The sequence below is a fragment of the Actinomadura sp. DC4 genome (assembly GCF_030406325.1).
Taxonomy (GTDB): domain Bacteria; phylum Actinomycetota; class Actinomycetes; order Streptosporangiales; family Streptosporangiaceae; genus Actinoallomurus.
Map to the genome: position 1 here is coordinate 38,920 of NZ_JAUEQY010000023.1, position 19,210 is coordinate 58,129.

General features: G+C 70.0%; 18 protein-coding genes. 14 read left to right on the forward strand and 4 right to left on the reverse strand.

Annotated features, from left to right (window positions below; genetic code table 11):
• The first annotated feature begins 32 nt into the window (after positions 1-32).
• The 10 genes from QWU11_RS32025 (at position 33) to QWU11_RS32070 (ending at position 7,225) form a co-directional block, all read left to right on the forward strand.
• Positions 33-539: a hypothetical protein gene (locus QWU11_RS32025; RefSeq protein ID WP_290118211.1), complete on the forward strand. Its 507-nt coding sequence runs from the start codon at positions 33-35 to the stop codon at positions 537-539.
• Positions 539-1,642 (forward strand): peptidoglycan-binding domain-containing protein, encoded by a 1,104-nt coding sequence (locus tag QWU11_RS32030; protein WP_290118212.1) that lies wholly within the window; start codon positions 539-541, stop codon positions 1,640-1,642. Before QWU11_RS32025 ends, QWU11_RS32030 begins: the two co-directional genes overlap by 1 nt.
• Positions 1,639-2,328: an ABC transporter ATP-binding protein gene (locus QWU11_RS32035; RefSeq protein ID WP_290118213.1), complete on the forward strand. Its 690-nt coding sequence runs from the start codon at positions 1,639-1,641 to the stop codon at positions 2,326-2,328. The genes QWU11_RS32030 and QWU11_RS32035 overlap by 4 nt, the downstream gene beginning before the upstream one ends.
• Entirely contained in the window at positions 2,325-3,527 is a 1,203-nt protein-coding gene (locus QWU11_RS32040; protein ID WP_290118214.1) for an ABC transporter permease, read from the forward strand. The genes QWU11_RS32035 and QWU11_RS32040 overlap by 4 nt, the downstream gene beginning before the upstream one ends.
• 338 nt (positions 3,528-3,865) lie before the next feature.
• On the forward strand, positions 3,866-4,468 hold the full coding sequence (locus tag QWU11_RS47485; protein WP_354670921.1) for a histidine kinase: 603 nt from the start codon (positions 3,866-3,868) through the stop codon (positions 4,466-4,468).
• Positions 4,380-4,964: a response regulator transcription factor gene (locus tag QWU11_RS32050; RefSeq protein WP_290118216.1), complete on the forward strand. Its 585-nt coding sequence runs from the start codon at positions 4,380-4,382 to the stop codon at positions 4,962-4,964. Before QWU11_RS47485 ends, QWU11_RS32050 begins: the two co-directional genes overlap by 89 nt.
• 159 nt (positions 4,965-5,123) lie before the next feature.
• On the forward strand, positions 5,124-5,669 hold the full coding sequence (gene def / locus QWU11_RS32055; protein WP_290118217.1) for a peptide deformylase: 546 nt from the start codon (positions 5,124-5,126) through the stop codon (positions 5,667-5,669).
• A 137-nt stretch (positions 5,670-5,806) separates the two neighbouring features.
• On the forward strand, positions 5,807-6,163 hold the full coding sequence (locus QWU11_RS32060) for a YbaB/EbfC family nucleoid-associated protein (protein ID WP_290118218.1): 357 nt from the start codon (positions 5,807-5,809) through the stop codon (positions 6,161-6,163).
• Positions 6,160-6,516, forward strand: a complete 357-nt coding sequence (locus tag QWU11_RS32065) for a hypothetical protein (RefSeq protein WP_290118219.1) — start codon at positions 6,160-6,162, stop codon at positions 6,514-6,516. Before QWU11_RS32060 ends, QWU11_RS32065 begins: the two co-directional genes overlap by 4 nt.
• Positions 6,517-6,556: 40 nt before the next feature.
• On the forward strand, positions 6,557-7,225 hold the full coding sequence (locus tag QWU11_RS32070; RefSeq protein ID WP_290118220.1) for a hypothetical protein: 669 nt from the start codon (positions 6,557-6,559) through the stop codon (positions 7,223-7,225).
• A gap of 241 nt (positions 7,226-7,466) precedes the next feature.
• On the opposite strand, the gene QWU11_RS32075 is transcribed toward QWU11_RS32070, so the two are convergent.
• The 4 genes from QWU11_RS32075 to QWU11_RS32090 form a co-directional block, all read right to left on the reverse strand.
• Complete coding sequence (locus QWU11_RS32075; protein ID WP_290118221.1) at positions 7,467-8,867, reverse strand: MFS transporter; 1,401 nt, start codon at positions 8,865-8,867, stop codon at positions 7,467-7,469.
• A gap of 172 nt (positions 8,868-9,039) precedes the next feature.
• Complete coding sequence (gene mctP / locus QWU11_RS32080; RefSeq protein WP_290118222.1) at positions 9,040-10,665, reverse strand: monocarboxylate uptake permease MctP; 1,626 nt, start codon at positions 10,663-10,665, stop codon at positions 9,040-9,042.
• A 4-nt stretch (positions 10,666-10,669) separates the two neighbouring features.
• Positions 10,670-10,918, reverse strand: a complete 249-nt coding sequence (locus QWU11_RS32085) for a DUF3311 domain-containing protein (RefSeq protein ID WP_290118223.1) — start codon at positions 10,916-10,918, stop codon at positions 10,670-10,672.
• Between the two features lie 338 nt (positions 10,919-11,256).
• The gene (locus tag QWU11_RS32090; protein ID WP_290118224.1) at positions 11,257-12,231 is read right to left on the reverse strand and encodes a LysR family transcriptional regulator; all 975 of its coding nucleotides are present in this window, start codon (positions 12,229-12,231) and stop codon (positions 11,257-11,259) included.
• Positions 12,232-12,471: 240 nt separating this feature from the next.
• Here QWU11_RS32090 and QWU11_RS32095 point away from each other — a divergent pair, with 240 nt between their 5' ends.
• The 4 genes from QWU11_RS32095 to QWU11_RS32110 all read left to right on the forward strand — a co-directional run bounded on the left by QWU11_RS32095 (position 12,472) and on the right by QWU11_RS32110 (position 19,111).
• The gene (locus tag QWU11_RS32095) at positions 12,472-13,449 is read left to right on the forward strand and encodes a sigma-70 family RNA polymerase sigma factor (RefSeq protein WP_290118225.1); all 978 of its coding nucleotides are present in this window, start codon (positions 12,472-12,474) and stop codon (positions 13,447-13,449) included.
• A gap of 71 nt (positions 13,450-13,520) precedes the next feature.
• Positions 13,521-14,270: a GNAT family N-acetyltransferase gene (locus QWU11_RS32100; RefSeq protein ID WP_290118226.1), complete on the forward strand. Its 750-nt coding sequence runs from the start codon at positions 13,521-13,523 to the stop codon at positions 14,268-14,270.
• A gap of 256 nt (positions 14,271-14,526) precedes the next feature.
• The gene (locus QWU11_RS32105; protein WP_290118227.1) at positions 14,527-17,358 is read left to right on the forward strand and encodes a BTAD domain-containing putative transcriptional regulator; all 2,832 of its coding nucleotides are present in this window, start codon (positions 14,527-14,529) and stop codon (positions 17,356-17,358) included.
• Positions 17,359-17,446: 88 nt separating this feature from the next.
• Positions 17,447-19,111, forward strand: coding sequence for a cyclic nucleotide-binding domain-containing thioredoxin-disulfide reductase (locus QWU11_RS32110; protein ID WP_290118228.1), 1,665 nt, complete (start codon positions 17,447-17,449; stop codon positions 19,109-19,111).
• Positions 19,112-19,210: the final 99 nt, after the last annotated feature.

Here is a 19,210-nt window from a genome sequence, read left to right on the forward strand (position 1 = left end):
CGTGTGACCGGTCGATGCGTAACTTATGGCGCATGCCGAAGAATGCGAAGAAGTACGCGACGGTCGTTTCCCTATTCCTGCTCGTCGGCTGCGGCCATGGGCCGGCGAAATCGTCCTCGTCCGGCGGCGACGCCTTCCAGCAGGCGCTGGCGTACGCCAAATGCATGCGCGCGAACGGCGTGCCGGACTTCCCCGACCCGCAGCGGCAGGGCAACGGCGTGAAGGTCGAGGTCAACGCCGGGAAGAACGCGAGCCCGCCCGGGATGCGGAAGGCGCTGGAGGCCTGCCGGGACAAGATGCCGCAGGGCGACGGGGACGGCGCGAACGGTGGAAAAATCGATACGGCGAAGCTCGCGGACTGGACGAAATGCATGCGGGCCAGGCTGCCGAAGATCCCCGACCCGGATGTGAGCGGAAATACCGTCACGCTCACGCTGCACGGCTCGGGAATCAGGGGCGACTCCGCGCAATTCGAGACCGCTCGGCGGGCCTGCCAGTCCCGTCTCCCGGGCGGTTCTCTGCGGGTCCTGGACCAGTAATGCGACCGAAGACACCGGCGGCGGAGGAGGAAGCCGTACGGGCGCGTCGCCGCCGCCGGTCGCGCCGCGTACTGATCCTGCTGCCGGCCCTGGTGATCGTCGCGGCCGCCGTGGCCGTGGCCACCGGGCTGCCGGGCGGCCACGGCACAAGCCCGGCGAGCGTCGCGCCCACCGGGCCCCCGGTCACCGCCACGGTGGAGAAGCGGACCCTGACCCGTACCCAGACGGTCGACGGAGACCTGGGCTACGGCGACCTCGACGCGGTGCAGGCACCGCCGGGCGGCCGGGGCATGGTCACCTGGCTGCCGGACGAGGGCGACGTCATCAGGCGCGGCGACACCGTCTACCGCCTCGACCAGAAGAAGGTTCCGCTGCTCTACGGTTCCATCCCGATCTACCGGACGCTGTCGGCCGGCAGCGAGGGCGGCGACGTGAAGCAGCTCGAACGGAACCTCCGCGCCCTCGGCTACACCGGGGTCACCGTCGACGACGAGTACACCTCGGCCACGGCCTACGCGGTCGAGCGGTGGCAGGAGGACCTGGGCCGGCGCGAGACCGGCGTGGTGAAGCCGGGCGACGCCGTGGTGGCCTCGGGATCCCGTCGCGTCGCGGAGCTCACCGGCGCGCCCGGAGCCGCGGCCTCCCGTGGCCTGCTGAGGTGGACCGGCACCACCCGGGTCGTCACGGTCGACCTGGACACCGACTACGCCGACCTGGCCGAACCGGGCACCGCGGCCACCGTCGAGCTGCCGGACGGCACCGAGGTGGCGGCGCGGGTCACCGACGTCGGCACGCCGACCTCGAAGACGAAGGCCGGCGGCGCGACGCTGCCGGTGGAGCTGAAGGTGGCCGAGCAGAAGAAGCTGGGCCGCTACCAGGCGGCCAAGGTCGAGGTCGGCCTCGCCGCCGAGACCCGCGAGGACGTGCTCGCCGTGCCCGTCAACGCCCTGGTGGCTCGGCCGGGCGGCGGCTACGCGGTGGTGGCGGTCACCGCCGCCGGCACCCGCTACGTTCCGGTGAAGACGGGCGTGTTCGCCGGCAGCTACGTGGAGGTCTCCGGCACCGGCGTCGTCGCGGGACTGACCGTGGGGGTGCCGAGATGACCGGGCCCATCGTCCACCTCGCCGGGGTGTCCAAGTGGTACGGCAACGTGCCGGCCCTGCGGTCGGCCGACCTGCTGGTCGAGCGGGGTGAGCTGCTCGCCATCGTCGGCCCCTCGGGTTCCGGCAAGTCGACCCTGCTCAACATCATGGGCACCCTCGACCGGCCGACGTCGGGAACCCTGCGCATCGACGGGTACGACGTCGGCGGGCTCGGCGACCGGGAGCTGTCGGCGCTGCGGGCGAGGGCCATCGGCTTCGTCTTCCAGCAGTTCCACCTCGCGCGGGGCGTACCCGCGATCGACATCGTGGCGGACGGCCTGCTCTACGGCGGCAGGCCGCGCGGCCACCGCAGGAAGGCGGCCGAGGAGACGCTGCGCCGGGTCGGCCTCGGCCACCGGATGCTGCACCTGCCGCACCAGCTCTCCGGCGGCGAGCAGCAGCGCGTGGCCATCGCCCGCGCGGTGCTCGGCGACCCGCCCCTGCTGATGGCCGACGAACCGACCGGCGCCCTCGACTCACGCTCCGGCGCGGTCGTCATGGAACTGCTGCGCGAGCTGCACGAGGGAGGGACGACGGTCGTGGTCATCACGCACAACCGCGACATCGCCGCCTCGCTGCCGCGCGAGGTCCGGCTGAAGGACGGCCGCATCGAGCACGACACGGCCGCGCCGGAGGTCACGCGATGAGCGAGCAGGGGCTCAGACCGGCCCGGATGTGGCCGGCCGACGTCGTACGGGTCGGCGGGTACGGCCTGCGGTCGCGGCCGACGCGGGTGTTCCTGTCGGCGCTGGGCATCGCCATCGGCATCGCGGCGATGATCGGCGTGGTGGGCATCTCGACGTCATCGACGAAAGAGCTCGACCAGCAGCTCAGCGCGCTGGGCACCAACCTGCTGACCGTGTCGCCGGGGCAGTCGCTCGGCGACGAGAGCGTCCATCTGCCGGACAGCGCGGTCGGCATGATCGCCGGGATGCCCGGCGTCGAGACGGTCTCCGCCGTCGGCCGGACGGACGCCCGGATCTACCGCAACGACCACATCGCGGCGGAGCAGACCGGCGGCATCGCGGTCTTCGCGGCCCGTACGGACCTGCCCGCGGTGGTCCGTACGAGTGTGGCCACGGGCACCTGGCTCACCACGGCGAACGCCCGCTATCCGGCCGTCGTGCTCGGCCGCGCGGCGGCGGACCGGCTGGCGGTCTTCCGGGCCGGGCCCGACTCGCTGGTGTGGCTCGGCGGCGAGTGGTTCACGGTGGTGGGCATCCTCGCGCCCGACGAGCTGGTCCCCGACCTGGACAACGGCGCCTTCGTCGGCTGGCCGGTGGCGGAGACGGACCTGGACTTCGACGGCCACCCGACCACGATCTACACCCGCGCGAGGGAGAACGCCGTGACGACCGTGCAGCCGCTGCTCGGCCCCACCGCCAATCCGGAGAACCCGGGCGATGTCGACGTCTCGCGCCCGTCGGACGCGCTGGCGGCCAAGCAGCAGACCGAGAAGACCCTCAGCGGCCTGCTGCTGGGCCTCGGCGCCGTGGCGCTGCTGGTCGGCGGGGTGGGGGTGGCCAACACGATGGTCATCTCGGTGCTGGAGCGCCGGTCGGAGATCGGCCTGCGCCGCTCGCTCGGGGCGACGCGCGGCCAGATCCGCACGCAGTTCCTGTCCGAAGCCCTGCTGCTGTCGTTGCTGGGCGGGGTGGGCGGCGTCGTCCTGGGCGTGGGCATCACCGCGGTGTACGCGACGTACCAGGCCTGGCCGACGGAGGTCCCGTTCTGGGCGATGGCGGGCGGAGTCGGCGCCACCCTGGTCATCGGCGGCCTGGCCGGCTTCTACCCCGCCGTGCGCGCCGCCCGCCTGCCCCCCACCGAGGCCCTCGCGAACGCGTAGCCGGGATCGCTCCTTGGAGTGACGATGACCGGACAGAACGCCGCTAGCGTCGGACGGATGACGGAAGATCCACCTGCCGGGTGGCGCCCGTGGGGTGTCGAAGCCGGGATCGTCGCGCTCACCGTGTGCTCGCCGTTGTTGATGCAGCCGAGCGCGGACATCTCGGCGCGGGCCTGGTGGCTGCTGGCCGGCTTTCAGGTGGTGGCGACGGTGGCGTTGCTGCTGCGGCGCCGGCTGCCGGTGACCGCGCCGAGCGGCGGGTGGAGGACGTGCTGCGTGAACAGCGGCTGCGTGAACAGCAGGCCGCGCAGCAGGAGCGGGTGCGGATCGCCCGCGAGATGCACGACGTGGTCGCCCATTCGCTCACCCTGTTCGTGGTGCGCGCGGAGACCGTGCGCGCTCGCGGCGGCCAGTTGCCGGAGTGGGCGCGCACGCAGGTCGACGGGCTCGCCCTCGCGGGCCGGCAGGCCGGCGGCGAGCTGCGGGTGCTGCGCGGTCCCGAGGACGCCGCGCCGCTGCAGCCGATGCCCGGCCTCGGCGACCTGCCCGACCTGCTGGACCGCAGCCGGGCCGCGGGCGCGTGGATAGACGCGCGGATCGAGGTCGAGACGGACACGCTGCCGCGGCCGGCGCAGCTCACCTGCTACCGCATCGTGCAGGAGTCGCTCACCAACGCGCGCCGCCACGCGCCGGGGGCACCGGTGCGCGTCACCGTCGCCGAGGACGCCGGGCGGTTGCGCTGCGAGGTGGTCAACGCGCCGCCGACAGGGCCCGCCGCGCCGGGACGGGCTGTGGGCGCTCTCCGAACGAGGCCACCGCGGCCTGCTGGGGCCCGAACGTACCCAGGCGCTCATGCTGACAACGTTCGACCTCGACGAGTACGTGGACCGGGCGCTCACCGCCGGCGCGGCGGGATTCCTGCTGAAGAACAGTTCCTATGAGGAATTGACCGCCGCCGTACGGGCCACGGCCGCCGGGCACCGCGCATTAAGCCCCGCGGTCACCCAGCGGATCATCGAGAGTCACCTCGCCACCTGGCAGCGGCCGGACGACGGCGAGATGGCCCGGCTGGCCGACCTCACACCACGAGAGCGCGACGTGCTGCGTCTGGTGGGCGACGGGCTGAGCAACGCGGAGATCGCCGACCGGCTCGTGGTCAGCCTGCACACGGTGAAGACGCACGTCAGCCGCATGCCGGCGAAGACCGGCTTGATCCAGAAAGGGGTCCGCGACGGGATGCCGACCCGGCGCGCGGTGGCGCGCGGCATCACCGGCTCGGCCGGCACCGTCACCAGCGCGGCCGTGGTGATGGTCGCCGTCTTCTCGATCTTCGGCACGCTGTCCACCCTCGACATGAACAGCTCGGGGTCGGGCTGGCCGCGGCGATCCTGCTGGACGCCACGATCATCCGGGCCGTGGTCCTGCCGGCCGCGATGATCCTGCTCGGCAAGGGGAACTGGTGGACGCCGCGGCCCCTGCGCCGCCGGCACGCGGCGGCGGAACGGCCTGCGAGCCGGGAACTGACCGAGGTCTGGGGCCGTAATACCCTCTGGGAAATTCAGGTCCCCTTCCACATATCCATTGAGAGAGGTCCACATGACGGTTATCCCGATCAGGAAGCTCGGTGACCCGGTTCTGCGCGAGCGGGCCGTGCCGGTGACCGATTTCGACGCAGAGCTGGCCGCGTTGGTCGGAGACCTGCGCGAGACGCTGACTGACAGCGCGGGGGCCGGGCTCGCGGCGCCGCAGCTCGGTGTCGGGCTCCGGGTGTTCGTCTGGAGCCCCAAACTGACCGACGACGGCGGTCCGGACCACCTCGTCAACCCGGTCGTCGACTTCCCGGACGAGGAGGAACAGGACGGCCTGGAGGGATGCCTGTCGATCCCCGGCGTCTACCTCGACACCGTGCGCCGTATGAACGTCGTGGCGAAGGGCTTCACGGTCAAGGGCGACCCGATTCAGGTCGTCGGGGACGGGATACTCGCGCGCTGTATTCAGCACGAGACCGACCACCTGGACGGTGTGCTGTTCATCGACAGACTGACGTCCGCGCAGCGGGAGCGGTGGATGGCGACGCTGCGCGCGGCCGCCTGGTACGACGAGAACTCCATGATGGGGATCAAACAATCGCCACACCGTTGAAGCGGTTTAACGATCAACCATTGAACGGTCGTGAAAGTGTTCGGCGGCCTGGCCAAAAAGTATCAACGGTGTCGTCCGAATCCTTTCCTCCCGGGGTACTCTCATCTATCAAAACGGGACCGACTGCGGGGTTGCACGTGGCCGAAGACGATAAGGATGCATCGCGGGTTCATCCGCCCGATGTCATCGGGAGTGGTACGGCCGCCGGTGGTGGAATCACGGTCGTTGTGAGCCTCGACGGAGAGGGCGACGCCGTCACCTTCGATCCGCGGGTGATGCGGCTGTCGTCGGAGGTGCTGGCCGGCTTCGTGCGCGATGCGATGCGCGACGCGCACAGGGCACTGTTCGAGCGGCTCACCGAGCATGGCGCGAGCTCCGCGGGAGATCTGACCAAGCGGGTCGAGGAGATGCAGGCCGCCTACACGGACCGGATGAGGTCCTACGAGCGGATCATCGCCGACATCGAGCTACAGCTGAGGAACGGGCACCGGTGAAATACAACTCCAATGAGCTGCGAACTCTCGCCGGAACTCTGCAGGACGTGGAGCTGCGCTTCGACCTGCCCGGGCTGAGCGACGAGTTCTACACCGCGACGCCGGATGAGTTCCTGCGCAGTCCGAATGCCGAGCACGCGGCCGAGGCCGACGGATCGATCTATGACCAGACGATCGCACTCGACCTTTCCCGGGCGTACTTCAACGCCACGGAGCTCGGGACTCGCGCCGCGGGCCACCTGAGCCGCGTGCAGTACGGCACGGTCAACTCACTCCGGGAGATGGCCCGGCGGATCGATCACAACGAGGTCGAGAACAGCATCGACATCTTCAAGGCGATCGACGGCCGGTAGGCAGGGCGGTCCAGGCTGTTTCCAAGGGAGAGGTGAGCGGGTGGTGGCTGCGACACGGGAGGTTCCTGCCGGTGATGGCTCGGGTGACCTGCCTCCGGTGCATTACGACCGGGGTTACCAGGACTTCTATACCTACGAGGTAATTCCGGATGATCTGATTCCCACCGCGAAGCGGCTCCGCGTCAAATGGCCGAGCTTCTCGGACTATCTCATCCCGGATCACGTCAGAGGGTGGCAGAGCTTCCGCGATGCCAGCCTCGCCCTGCGCTCGGCGGAGCCCGACGTCAGCCGTACGGTGAGCGACAACCAGGGCGATCCCATGGACTCGTTCTCCTACTTCTGGAAGTCGAAGCTCAACAAGGACATGACCTCGATGGCGACGGCCGGATACAGCATCCAGACCGCCTTGGTGGCCGTCGCCCTGCCGATCCTCAACTACAAGAAGTACGCGCTCGACCTCATGAACCACTTCCATGGCCAGGAGAAGTCTTTCTGGTCCTTCTTCAACGGTGGCCCCAGTGATGCGGACTACGAGGCGAGCGCCGCCGACCTGGAGCAGAAGTACGGTCAGGTGAGAACGGCGGTCCAGCAGAGCGTCACACAGATCAACTCGGCCCATGACCTTCTGCAGACGGCGGACTCCGACCTGGACGGCGACATCGAGCGGTTCGAGGCCAACGGCGTGTCCACCGCGACCATAACGAGGTAACCCGCGTTCAGGCGGCCTGCCCGCGGACCACGCCGATCTCGAATGACAGCCATGGCGGGATCTTGTTGGACGTCTCCAGGCCACTCCGCCTAGCGTGACCAGGGGAAAGGCGAGAAGCCGCGAGCATCCGCGATACCGGCGGTCTCCGGTGCGTCGCCCCCCGTACCGGCGAGTCCGGACCTTTCCCCTCCCCCCCTGGGCATGTGGCCGGCTCGGCGCCCCCACGCCGAGCCGGCCCGTGTCAGGCCTTCGAGTCCTTGCCCGTGCCGACGGAGAACAGCGCGCCGAGGACTCCGGCGGCCGCGACGTACAGCCAGATGGACCGGTAGTCGGCCGAGCCGGCGTCGGTGCCCACGAGGGTGACCACCAGGGCGACTCCGGCGGCCGAGCCGACCTGCCGGGAGGTGTTGAGGATCCCGGTGCCGGTCCCGTACGAGGCGGCGGGCAGTACGGCCGTGCCCGCGCTGATGATCGAGGCGAAGAACAGGCCGAAACCGATGCCGCACAGCACCGTGCCGGGGAACAGGTCGGTCGCGTAGCCGGGCTCGCCGCTCAGCGACAGCAGCCACAGCAGGGCCCCCGCACCCCAGAGGAGCGACCCGATCGTCGCCAGGACCCGGCGGGAGCTGGACAGCCGGCCCGCCACGATGGCGGACGGGATGGCGAATCCGGGTGCGGGGACGAACCCGAGGCCGGCGCGGATCGAGCCGTAGTGCCAGACGGTCGTCATGTACAGGATGACGCCGAGCAGCGTGGCACCGAAGGCGACGAAGAAGCAGAGCATCGCGAGGTTCGCGGACGCGAACCCGCCCTGCCGGAACAGCCGCAGATCGATCGCGGGCCGCGGGTGCCGGATGGAGCGCCGGACGAACGTGCCCAGCGTGACCAGGGCGATCGCGAGGCAGACCCAGATCCCGGTGTCCCAGGTCGTGGCGTTGGCCAGGGCGGCGACCGCCGCGGCGATACCGGCCGCGAACAGCGCGGCGCCCAGCAGGTCGGGCAGGCCGCGGGCCTCACCGGCCCGTGACTCGTTGAGGGATCGTGCCAGGTACGCCACGGCGGCGGCGATCGGCACGTTCACGACGAAGATCCAGCGCCAGTCGAGCTCGGCCAGGAGGCCGCCGGCGAGCGGACCCAGCGCCGAGCCCACGCCTCCGGCGGCGGACCAGATCCCGACCATGGCCCGGTGCCGCTTGGCCGGAAACGATCCGAGCAGCAGCCCGAGGCCGGTCGGGACCATGAGCGCCGCGCCGGCGGCCTGGACCGCTCGCGAGGCCACCAGCAGACCGAGCCAGGGCGACAGGGCGCAGCCCGCACTCGCCAGGCCGAACAGCGCCATGCCGGCGCGGAACAGGCGGCGCCTGCCGTACCGGTCCGCCAGCCGGCCGGCCGGCACCAGAAGCGCCGCGAACACGATCGCGTACGCGTTGAGCACCCAGGAAAGGCCGCTGGCACTCGTTCCCGGGAAATCGGTGCTGATCGAGGGGAACGCAGTGTTGACGATGAACAGGTCCAGCGCGGCGAGGAGCTGCCCGGCGCTGATCAAAATGATGGCCATCCGGCCGCGGGAGACCGGCGGTGACACGGCCACCGGGTCGTCCTTCACGAGGTGGCCGACGGATCGAGTGGTCTCTTCGGTCACGATAGGGCTCATTAATGGATTGAGGATGAGATCAGCTTGAAACTGTAGGGAAGGCGAGTGGAGGAGGACTGGACCGCCACTTATCCGGCAACAAGAGAGGGCCTTCCGGCGAGAAGTGAATCGCGAAACCCACCTCGGCCGGAAGGCCCTCTCGTCGTGCGCCTGCCGAGGCTCAGGTCACAAGCCGCTCCTCGACGTCACGGGTGCCGCGGACGACCTTCGGGTCGCCCTCGTCGGCGAGGTAGTCCTCGGCGCGGGTCGCGTCGACGCCGTCCGCGGCCTTGGCCGCCTTGAGCACGACCGAGGCGATCACCGCGACGACCAGGTTGACCGCGAGCGCGATGACGCCGGTGTAGACGGTCATCTTGGTGTCGAGGCCGATGTCGCTCAGCGGGTAGGCGGAGCCGCCGAAGTGCTTGTGGCCGTTGGCGGGGTTGGGGATGCGGTAGAGCATCCACATGCCCGCGGCCATGCCGGCGACCCAGCCGGCGATCAGGCCGCCCCGGTGGAACCAGCGGGTGGCGAGGCCGAGGCCGACCGAGGGGAGCGTCTGCAGGATGATGACGCCGCCGATGAGCTGCAGGTCGATGGAGAACTGGGGGTCGAGCAGCAGGATGGCCAGCACCGCGCCGACCTTGACCACGAGGGAGGCGACCTTGCTGACGGTGGCCTCTTCGGAGTCGGTGGCGTCCCGGCGGATGTACTCCTTGTAGATGTTGCGGGTGAACAGGTTCGCCGCCGCGATCGACATGATCGCGGCGGGCACCAGGGCGCCGATGCCGATGGCGGCGTAGGCGACGCCGGCGAACCAGCTCGGGAAGACGTGGTCGAACAGCAGGGGGACGACCGTGTTGCCGTCCGGCTTGCCGTTGCCGCCGGTGACCGGCTTGATGCCGGCGGCGATGGCCATGAGGCCGAGTAGCGCGATCAGTCCGAGCAAGAGGGTGTAGGCCGGCAGCGCGGCCATGTTCCGCTTGATGACGTTGCGGTTCTTGCCGGCCAGCACGCCGGTGACGGTGTGCGGGTACAGGAACAGTGCCAGCGCCGACCCGAGTGCCAGCATGGCGTAGTTGAGCTGGTTGTTGTGGTTGAGGAGCGTCCCGTCGGCCGGCGCGGGCGTCTTGTCGAACTTCGCCTGCCCGGCGTCGAAGATGTGACCCCAGCCGCCGAGCTTGTGCGGGATGTAGAAGATCGCGACGAGGATGACGACGAAGATCAGTACATCCTTGACGAACGCGATCAGCGCGGGCGCCCGCAGGCCCGACTGGTAGGTGTAGGCCGCCAGGACCACGAACGCGATGATCAACGGCCAGTGGCCCTTGATGCCCATCGCCTCAAGCGTCGCCTGGACACCGACGAGCTGCAGCGCGATGTAGGGCATGGTCGCGACGATGCCGGTGATCGCGACGAGTAGCGCGAGGGTGGAGGACCCGAACCGGGCCCGTACGAAGTCGGCCGGGGTGACGAATCCGTGCACGTGGGAGACCGACCACAGCCGGATCAGCACGAGGAAGACCAGCGGGTAGACCACGATCGTGTACGGCACCGCGTAGAAGCCGGCCGCGCCGGCGCCGAAGACCAGCGCGGGCACCGCGACGAACGTGTAGGCGGTGTACACGTCGCCGCCGACCAGGAACCAGGTCACCCACGAGCCGAACCTGCGGCCGCCCAGTCCCCACTCGTCCAGGGACCGCATGGTGGCGGGCCGCCGCCAGCGCGCGGCGACGAAGCCCATCGCGCTCACGATCGCGAAGAGGATGACGAAGATGACGAGCTCGGTGGTATGCCGTCCGGACATCGGCTCAGCGCTCCTTCGGCGCGGCGTGCGAGCCGGTGCGGCTGTCACGGGTCGCCAGGTGGACGATCGTCGTGCACCCGACGCCGAGGATGACGAAGGCGAACTGCACCCAGTAGAAGAACGGGAAACCGGCCAGCCGCGGGGTGCTCCTGTTGAACACGAAGGTCAACAACGGCACGACGACCGGAAGGATGAGTAGCCAGTTCCATGGGCTGTGGTCACTCCGCCGCGGCCCGGAAACGTTACCGGCCAATTGTGCCCCCTCACAAATCCAGCGGCCATCCAGTGATCGCAGGATGGCCGCTGCACATTTTTGATATGACAGTCAGAAGACTTGTCCGCTCGGTACTCTTTACGTCGAGCCCAGAAAACTCTGTTCGAGGTCGTGGCTCGAATAAAAGAATACGCGTGTCAAGTTCTTGAATTTGAAAGCCAATGTGTCCGTGTCGTACCACATCGATCTCTCATCACAGCCATGAGCGACTCGTGTTGGACGCCCTCGGACGGCGCCGCCTAGCGTGGCCGGTGGAAAGACGGAAGGAGCGCTCTCTTGCGGTACTGGCACTTCATGGGGTGCGGCTCGGAGTTTCCCTACGCCGAGCCGGTCCGTGCCGCTCCAGCGGGCTCGGAGGCACGTGTCCGGCTCTCCGCCTCGATGTTCTGCCGCGTCGCGGTCAGGGTCTCGGCGGTGAACACCATCTCGGCGAGCAGCCGTACCGGCGGGCCGCTGTCCTCCGTGGTGACGAAGTGCACGACCCACTGCAGGTCCGGTTCGGCGAACGGCCGTCGTACCAGGCCTTCGGCCTGCGGTTTGCTGCCGAGCGGCGCGGGGATCAGCGCGACGCCCAGCCCCTTCTGCGCCAGGTCCATGAGCATGTGCATGTCGTTGACGGTGAACGCGACACGGCGTACGAGGCGGCGCGCGGCGAACGCCGCGTCGACGATCCGCCGCCCCGTCCAGCTCGCGTCGAAGTCGATGAACAGGTGTTCTTCGAGGTCGGACCACGCGATCTCGTCGCGCGACGCCAGAGGGTGCCCGGCCGCCAGCACCAGCTCGAAGTCCTCGCGGGCCACCTCGAACGCCTCCAGCTTCCGGCCGCTGCCCGGCGGGACGAACTCGCCGGCCTGGGCCACGAACGCGGCATCCAGCTCACCCCGGAGCAACCGGTCGAGGACGGCCTGTGAGCTGAGTTGCTCGTAACGGATCGAGACGTTGGGAAAGTGCGCGTGGAACGAGGCGATCAGATCGGACAGGTCGACGAGGTCGCCCATGCACTGCTCGGAGCCGACGCGAAGGGTTCCTTCGACCGCGTCGTCCGCGAGCTCCCGGAGCGCGGCGCGCGCGTCGTTCAGCATGCGGCGGGCGCGGGGGAGGAAGGCGTGCCCGGCCGGGGTGAGCGCGACGGCGCGCGGCGTGCGGTCGAACAGCTGGGTGTTCAGCTCGCGCTCCAGCCCGCGGATCGAGGAGGACAGCCCCGACTGGGTGACGTACATCAGCTCGGCGGCCCGCGTGAAGTTGAGCTCCTCGGCTACCGCGACAAAAAACTCGATCTGCCGGATGTCCATGACTCACCCCCTTTTCAGCACTATATCGATCCAGACGCCGAGGTCAGATGGAAGGGCGGGCATGCCAATCCCGTGCTACGACGGGGCCTCCCATTGTCTCTGAGTGCCACGAATCTGAATGGGGGTTCCGTGACGGAGGAGGCACGTGTGACGGCAGCGGACACCGGAGGTCTTCCGGCCCGGCTCCGCCGCCGTTCGACCAGGCCGGAGCAGGCGGCGAGCGGTGCTACTTTTCACGGCATGCCGTCCGGACGAACGCGGCCGGCCGCCGCCGATGCACAAATCGATCTCGCCCATGCGGCACAGAAAGGTGATCTACAGAGCTTCGGGCTGCTGCTGAGGATTCATTACGCCGGGATGTACGCGGTGGCGTACAGCATCCTCGAGAGTGTCCCCGACGCCGAGGACGTCTGCCAGGACGCCGCCATCATCGCGATGTCCCGGCTGGGAGACCTGCGGGATCCCTCGGCGGTGGGCCCCTGGCTCAAGGCCATCGTGCGCAACAACTGCCGCATGCGCCTGCGAACCCGCCTGCCGGTGCCCGCCGGGTTCCCCGACGACTCGGCCATGATGGCCGGTGCCGACGACCCGGCCGAGATCATCGAGCGCCACGCGACGCGCGACTGGGTCTGGGACGGCCTGATGGGGCTGACCCCGGCCGTACGCGACGCGGCGATCCTGCGGTACTTCACGCAGCTGAACTCCTATCAGGAGATCGCGCGTGTGTGCGACGTGCCGGTGGGGACGGTACGAAGCCGGCTCAGCGAGGCCCGCAGGCGGCTCGCCGGGGCGCTGCCCGCGACGGCCGCGGCGCGGCACGACGACGTCGGAGCGCTGACCGCCGAACGCCGCGAGGAGGCGGCGGCGGTGCTGACGGCGGTTTCGTGCTTCACGCCGCTGTCGGCCCTGAGCGAGCGGTGGTGGCCGGACGTGGAGATCACGTGGCCGACCGGCGACCTGCTGGTCGGTCTCCCCGCACTGCTCGCGGTGTGCGCCTCCGACTACGCCGACGGGGTCCAGGCCTCGCTGACCAACGTCGTGGCCGGCCCCGGTCTCACCATCTGGGAGAACCGCTTCATCAACCCTCCGGAGGACCCGGACCACTGTCCCCCCGGGGCCACCTGGCTGCTGACGGAGGCGGAGGGCCGGATCCGGTCCGTACGCCTCTTCCACGCGCCGCGTCCGGCGCCGGTATGTGACCCAGAGCACTCGAGATGACCGGCCACGGGATCGAACTTCGTGCTTCCGGGGCGCATCACGTTGGCATGACAGGACATTCGATTCATGATGTGGAGCCGCAGCTCGCCGCGAACCGGCGTTTCTGGACCGGCTGGGCCAAGGCCGACCCCGACACCGACCTGGCGATCTACCGTTCGGACGTCCCGCACGTCCTCTTCAACGGGGTGATGCGGGCGCGTGACGTACCGCTGGACGAGGCGGTCGCCGAGGCCAGACAGCGGCTGGCCGGTTCGTCGTGGTGCTGGTGGGTCGGCGACGACAGCGACGAAGGGGTCGCAGAGCACCTGCTCGATCACGGCGCCGAGCACACGACCAGCATGCCCGTCATGGCGGCGGACCTCACCGAGACGGTGGAACAACCGCTCCCCGAAGGGTTGACGGTCCGGCACGTCACCGACCGGGCGGGCCTGTGGGACCTCGTGACCGCGTACGCCGGGCCGCTCGGCTTCCCGCTCGACGGGCTCGGCACGCTGATCGAGTCCAACATTGACTACCTGGCGCGGGATCCGGAGCTCATCCACCTCACCGGCGCCCTCGACGGGAAGACGGTCGGAACGGCGGTCGTGTCGCTGAGCGGTGACGTCGCGGCGCTCTACTGCATCGCCACCGACGCGGACCACCGGAAACGCGGAGTCGCGACGGCCCTCACGCTGGAGGCGATGCGGATCGCCCGGGAGGCCGGCCACGAGGTCGCCACGCTCCAGGCGAGCTCGATGGGAAGGCCGGTGTACGAGCGCATCGGCTTCACGACCGTCTCGCACTACCGCCTGTTCGAGTTCGGCCCCGCGGAGGAGAGCTGACCGGAGGACGGCGGGGGCGACACCATGACACCCGGCCGCCGCCGTCACCACCCAGGCCGACGGCGGCGGCCACGACCACCACGAAGAGAAGCGGAGGCCCGATGCGGGAAGCCCCGGACCGGGCCGTCGCGGCCTGGACGGTGTTCTCCTAAACGAGTGTCACCAGGCGCATTCGGCGCCGGGAGATCGACGGACGAGAAGGCGGCGTAAGGGCGGACGGTCAGTGAAAGAAGTTCGGATTCAGATCCTCGGTCCGTTGCGGATCTGGCGGGGCGACGTCGAGCTGGACGCCGGCCCCTGGCAGCAGCGCTGTCTCCTGGCCCTCTTGCTCGCCCGGGTCGGGAGCCCGATCAGCATGACCGAACTGATCGATCTGCTGTGGGCCGACGATCCGCCGGCCAGCGCCGTCAATGTGATCCACAAGTACGTCGGTGGGCTGCGCCGCCTGCTGGAGCCGGGACTGACCGCACGCGCGCAGGGGTCGTGGCTGACCCGGCACGGCAACGGCTACCGCCTCGTCGCCGGCGCGGATCACCTGGACCTGGCCGCCTTCCGGAGCCAGGTCGAAAGGGCCAGGGCGAGCCTGAGCGACGACCGCCCGGACGACGCGCTCGACCACTACGTTCAGGGTCTTCGTCTGTGGCAGGGGCCGCCGGGCGACGGCCTGGCCGAGAGCGCGGCGGCGACGGCGGTCCTGTCGGCTCTGGAGGGCGAGCTCTTCGAGGCGGCCATGGAGGCCGCCGAGCTGGCCATGCGCCGGGGCCACCCGGCCCGTGTGCTGCCCCTACTGAGACGGGCGGCGGGCCTGGGGCCGCTGAACGAACCGGTCCAGGCCTTCTTGGTGCGCGTTCTGGCCGCGGCGGGCCAGCAGGCCGAAGCGTTGTCCGTCTTCCAGACCGTACGCGACCGTCTCGCCGACGAGCTCGGCATCGACCCCGGGTCCGACCTGAGAGAGGCACACCGCCAGGTGCTGGCCCAGAGCGCCGCGGGGCCCGAGAACCGCGAGATCGATCGTGGGCCGACCTGGGTGACGCCGCTCGTCAGGCCCGCCCAGCTCCCGCCGGACCTGCCGAACTTCGTCGGCCGGGAGGCCGAGCTGTCGACGCTGACCGAACTGTTCGAGAACGGGCGCCGGAGCGAGGACACGAGCCCGTTGATCGTGGCGATGGACGGTATGGGCGGGGTCGGCAAGTCGACGCTCGCCCTCCGTTTCGCCGGCCGGATCGCCGGGCGGCTGACGGACGGCCATCTCCATCTCGACCTGCGGGGGAACGAGACCGAGGCGCTGCCGGTCGCCGACGCCCTGAGGTCTCTCCTGCACGCCCTGGGCGTGCCCGCGCAACAGATTCCGGACACGTTCGACTCGCTGGTGGGCATGTACCGGAGCCTGACCGCGGGCAAGAACCTCCTCCTCCTGCTGGACAGTGCCCGCGACGTCGCGCAGGTCCGGCCGCTGCTGCCCAACTCCGGTGACGGCGTCGTCCTGGTGACCAGCCGGACGCCGCTGGTCGGACTGGCCGCGTTCGACGGCGCCCATCTGCTGCACGTCGACGTCCCCGGCATGCAAGAGGCGCACGCACTGCTCGAGAGGCGCCTGCCGCCGCTCCCGCCCGGGTCACGCGACGCGTTCATCGACGAGATCATCACGTCGTGCGGCCGGCTGCCGCTGGCCCTGGCGATCGTGGCGGCCCGGATCAGCGCCCATCCGCGGCTCTCGCCGGCCGCCGTGGCCGCCGAGCTGAGAGACGCCGACGGCCTCTTGGGCGCCTTCCCGAGCGGCCAGGGCGTCAGCGATCCGCGCACCGCCTTCGCCTGGTCCTACCAGCGGCTGAGCGCCGGGGCCGCGCGGCTCTTCCGGCTCTCGTCGCTGACCATGGGCCCCGACGTCTCCGCGGCCGCGTACACGAGCCTGGCCGGGCTGGACCCGCGAGAGACGCGTGAACTCCTGCGCGAGCTGTCAGAGGTGGCGCTTCTGGAGGAGCACGGCGCCGGCCGGTTCTCCTCCCACGTCCTGGTGAAGGCCTACGCGCGAGAACTCTGCGCGGCGACCGAGACCGAGCCGGAGCGGGAGGAGGCCGCCACCCGCCTGCTTCAGCACTACCTGCACAGCAGCTTCAACGCCCAGGTCGTCCTGAATCCGCACCGGACCCCGATCCAGCCGCCGCCCGCGGTGGCCGGCGTCCGTCCGGAGCGACCCGGCTCCTACGACGACGCGATGGCGTGGTTCGCCGTCGAACACGACGTCCTCGGCCATGCGGTACGGGAGGCGGCGGAGGCAGGGCATGGTGTGGTGCCGTGGCAGCTCGCGCTCACCCTGCAGCAGTACCTGCAGTGGACCGGCTTCTTCTACCAGTGGGCCGACGTGATGCGTACGGCGCTGAGCGCGGCCCGAAGGGACGGTGACCGCCTGGGTGAGGCCCATGTCCTGCGAAGCATGGCCGGCGCGCGCTTCTTCCTCGGCGCCTATGAGGAGGCGCGAGATCTTCTGCGCGCCCCGCAGGAGATCTTCACCGAGTTCGGCTGCGTTCTCGAGCAGGGATATGTCCACACGAACATGGGCGACGTCCTCAACAAGCTCGGTCTGAGCGAGGAGGCGTTGAAAGAGCACGAGCAGGCCCTGGACAGGTATCGCACGGCGGAGAACTACCGTGCCGAGGTCAGGGCACTGTCCGACATCGCCGACACCTTCGGTCGGCTCGGGTACGATGAGCAGGCGATCGATTCACTTCAGGACGCCATACGGCTGAACGAGGAGATCGGCAATCCGCACGAAGCAGGCGAGGTCCGCGTCGAGGCCGGAAAGATCCTCGCCAGGCTCGGTCGGCTGAGCGAAGGCGCCGAGCAGCTCGAACTCGCGGTCCGGACGATGCAGCGGGTCGGGGAGAAGTCCATCCGGTTCGAGGCGTCGGTGGAGCTGGCACATGCCCGCCTCGCCCTCGGTGAGACCGAACGCGCTCGCGAGGCATGGGCCTCCGCCCGATCCTTGATGCTCACCTTCCAGAACGGCGGGACCGACGGAATGCGCGTCTCCGTCGACCTGCTGCGGCACGCGCTCGGCGCCTCCGCCGTTCCTGACCCGGAGGACTGACCGGACGGGTCCGCGGAAGGCATCCTGAGAGGGACGGAACTCCATGGTCAGTGTCTGTTCAGTGGCCGGCCCTAAGGTCCGGTGACCGATGAGCGAAGACGGATTCGCGCGGCCCGGTCCGCGGCGTGACGAAACGGCCTCCGGCGAGCCGACGTTGAGCGAGGAGCAGTTCCGGCGGCTCGCGGGATACGGGCGGCGTGAGTCCGTCGAGGCCGGACAGGTGCTGTACGCCGGCGGCGACCACTCGTATGACCTGGTCCTCCTGGAGACCGCGGCCGCACAGGTCGTACGCGAGGCGACCCTCACCGAGCCCGGACAGGTGATCTATGACCGGCGGCCGGGCGAGTTCCTGGGCGAGCTCAACCTGCTGACCGGCCAGACCGTCTACCTCACGGCCCGGGTCACCACGGCCGGGACCGTCAGCCGGGTCGACCCGGCGGCGCTGCGCCGGGCGCTCGCCGAGCAGTCCGACATCACCGACGTGCTCCTCGAGGCCTTCCGCGTGCGAAGAGAGATCATGCGGACGTCCGCCGGCGAGGCGCTGGAGATCGTCGCCCGGCCGGACGAGGCGGGCGGACGCGCGCTGCGCGCGTACGTGACACGCCTGAACCTGCCGCACTCGTGGCTCGACGCCACGTCGGCGACCGGACGTGCGGTGATGAGGGCCGCCGGCGTCGAGGACGAAGACCTGCCCATCGCCGTCGTGGGCGGTGAGGTGCTCCGGGGAGCGACGCCGGGGACGATCGGTGAAGCGCTCGGTCTCTCCTTCGACGCGGACCGGGGCGAGGTCGATCTCGTGATCGTCGGCGCGGGACCGGCGGGTCTGGCCGCGGCCGTGTACGGCGCTTCCGAGGGCCTCGTCACCGTCCTGTTCGACCGGGCCGGACCCGGAGGTCAGGCGGCGACGAGCTCACGAATCGAGAACTACCTGGGCTTTCCTGGTGGGATCAGCGGAGAGGAGCTCACTCGGCGGGCGATGCTCCAGGCGCTGAAGTTCGGCACCGCGATCTCCACACCCTGTGAGGTCACCGGTCTCGACCTCGCCGACGCGGAGAGCCCGGTCGTCACGCTGCAGGACGGCGTCCGCGTACGGGCGCGGGCGGTGATCGTCACCACCGGTGCGCGGTACCGGCGCCTGGACGTTCCGCGATGGAGCGAGTTCGAGGACGCCGGCCACATCCGGTACTCCGCCACCGAACTCGACCTGCGGGGGTGCGAGTCGCAACCGGTGACGGTCATCGGCGGCGCCAACTCCGCCGGGCAGGCCGCGCTCTTCCTCGCCTCACGAGGATCGAGCGTGGACATGGTGATCCGTGCCGCCGTGATCGAAAACGGCATGTCGGCGTACCTGGCCGACCGCGTACGGGTGCATCCCCGGATCCGGGTGCGGGTCCGGAGTGAGATCCGTGCCCTCGACGGAGACGACGGCCTGGAGGCGGTCGTCGTCGAGGGACCCGAGGGCCGGCGGGAGCGGCTGGAGAGCCGGGTGCTGTTCTGCTTCATCGGCGCCGAGCCCGCGTCCGGATGGCTGGACGGGCTCGCTCTGGACGATCACGGGTTCGTGCTCACCGACAGCCGGCTGCCCGCGGGAACCTCCGCGTCACCGCTGCCCTTCCAGACCAGCGCGCCGCGCGTCTTCGCGGCCGGTGACGTGCGGTCGGGCTCGATGAAGCGCGTGGCCTCCGCCGTGGGTGAGGGCGCGGGCGCCGTGGCGGCCGTCCACACCGCGCTCACGCCGCCGGCCCACCGCTGACGTCACGGGCCTTAAGCGGGCCCGGAGCCGCCTTTCAGTGAACGTCCAGTCGATCTTCACTGCGCCCGGCTAGTTTCCCCGTTCTGATCCGTTGCGTCG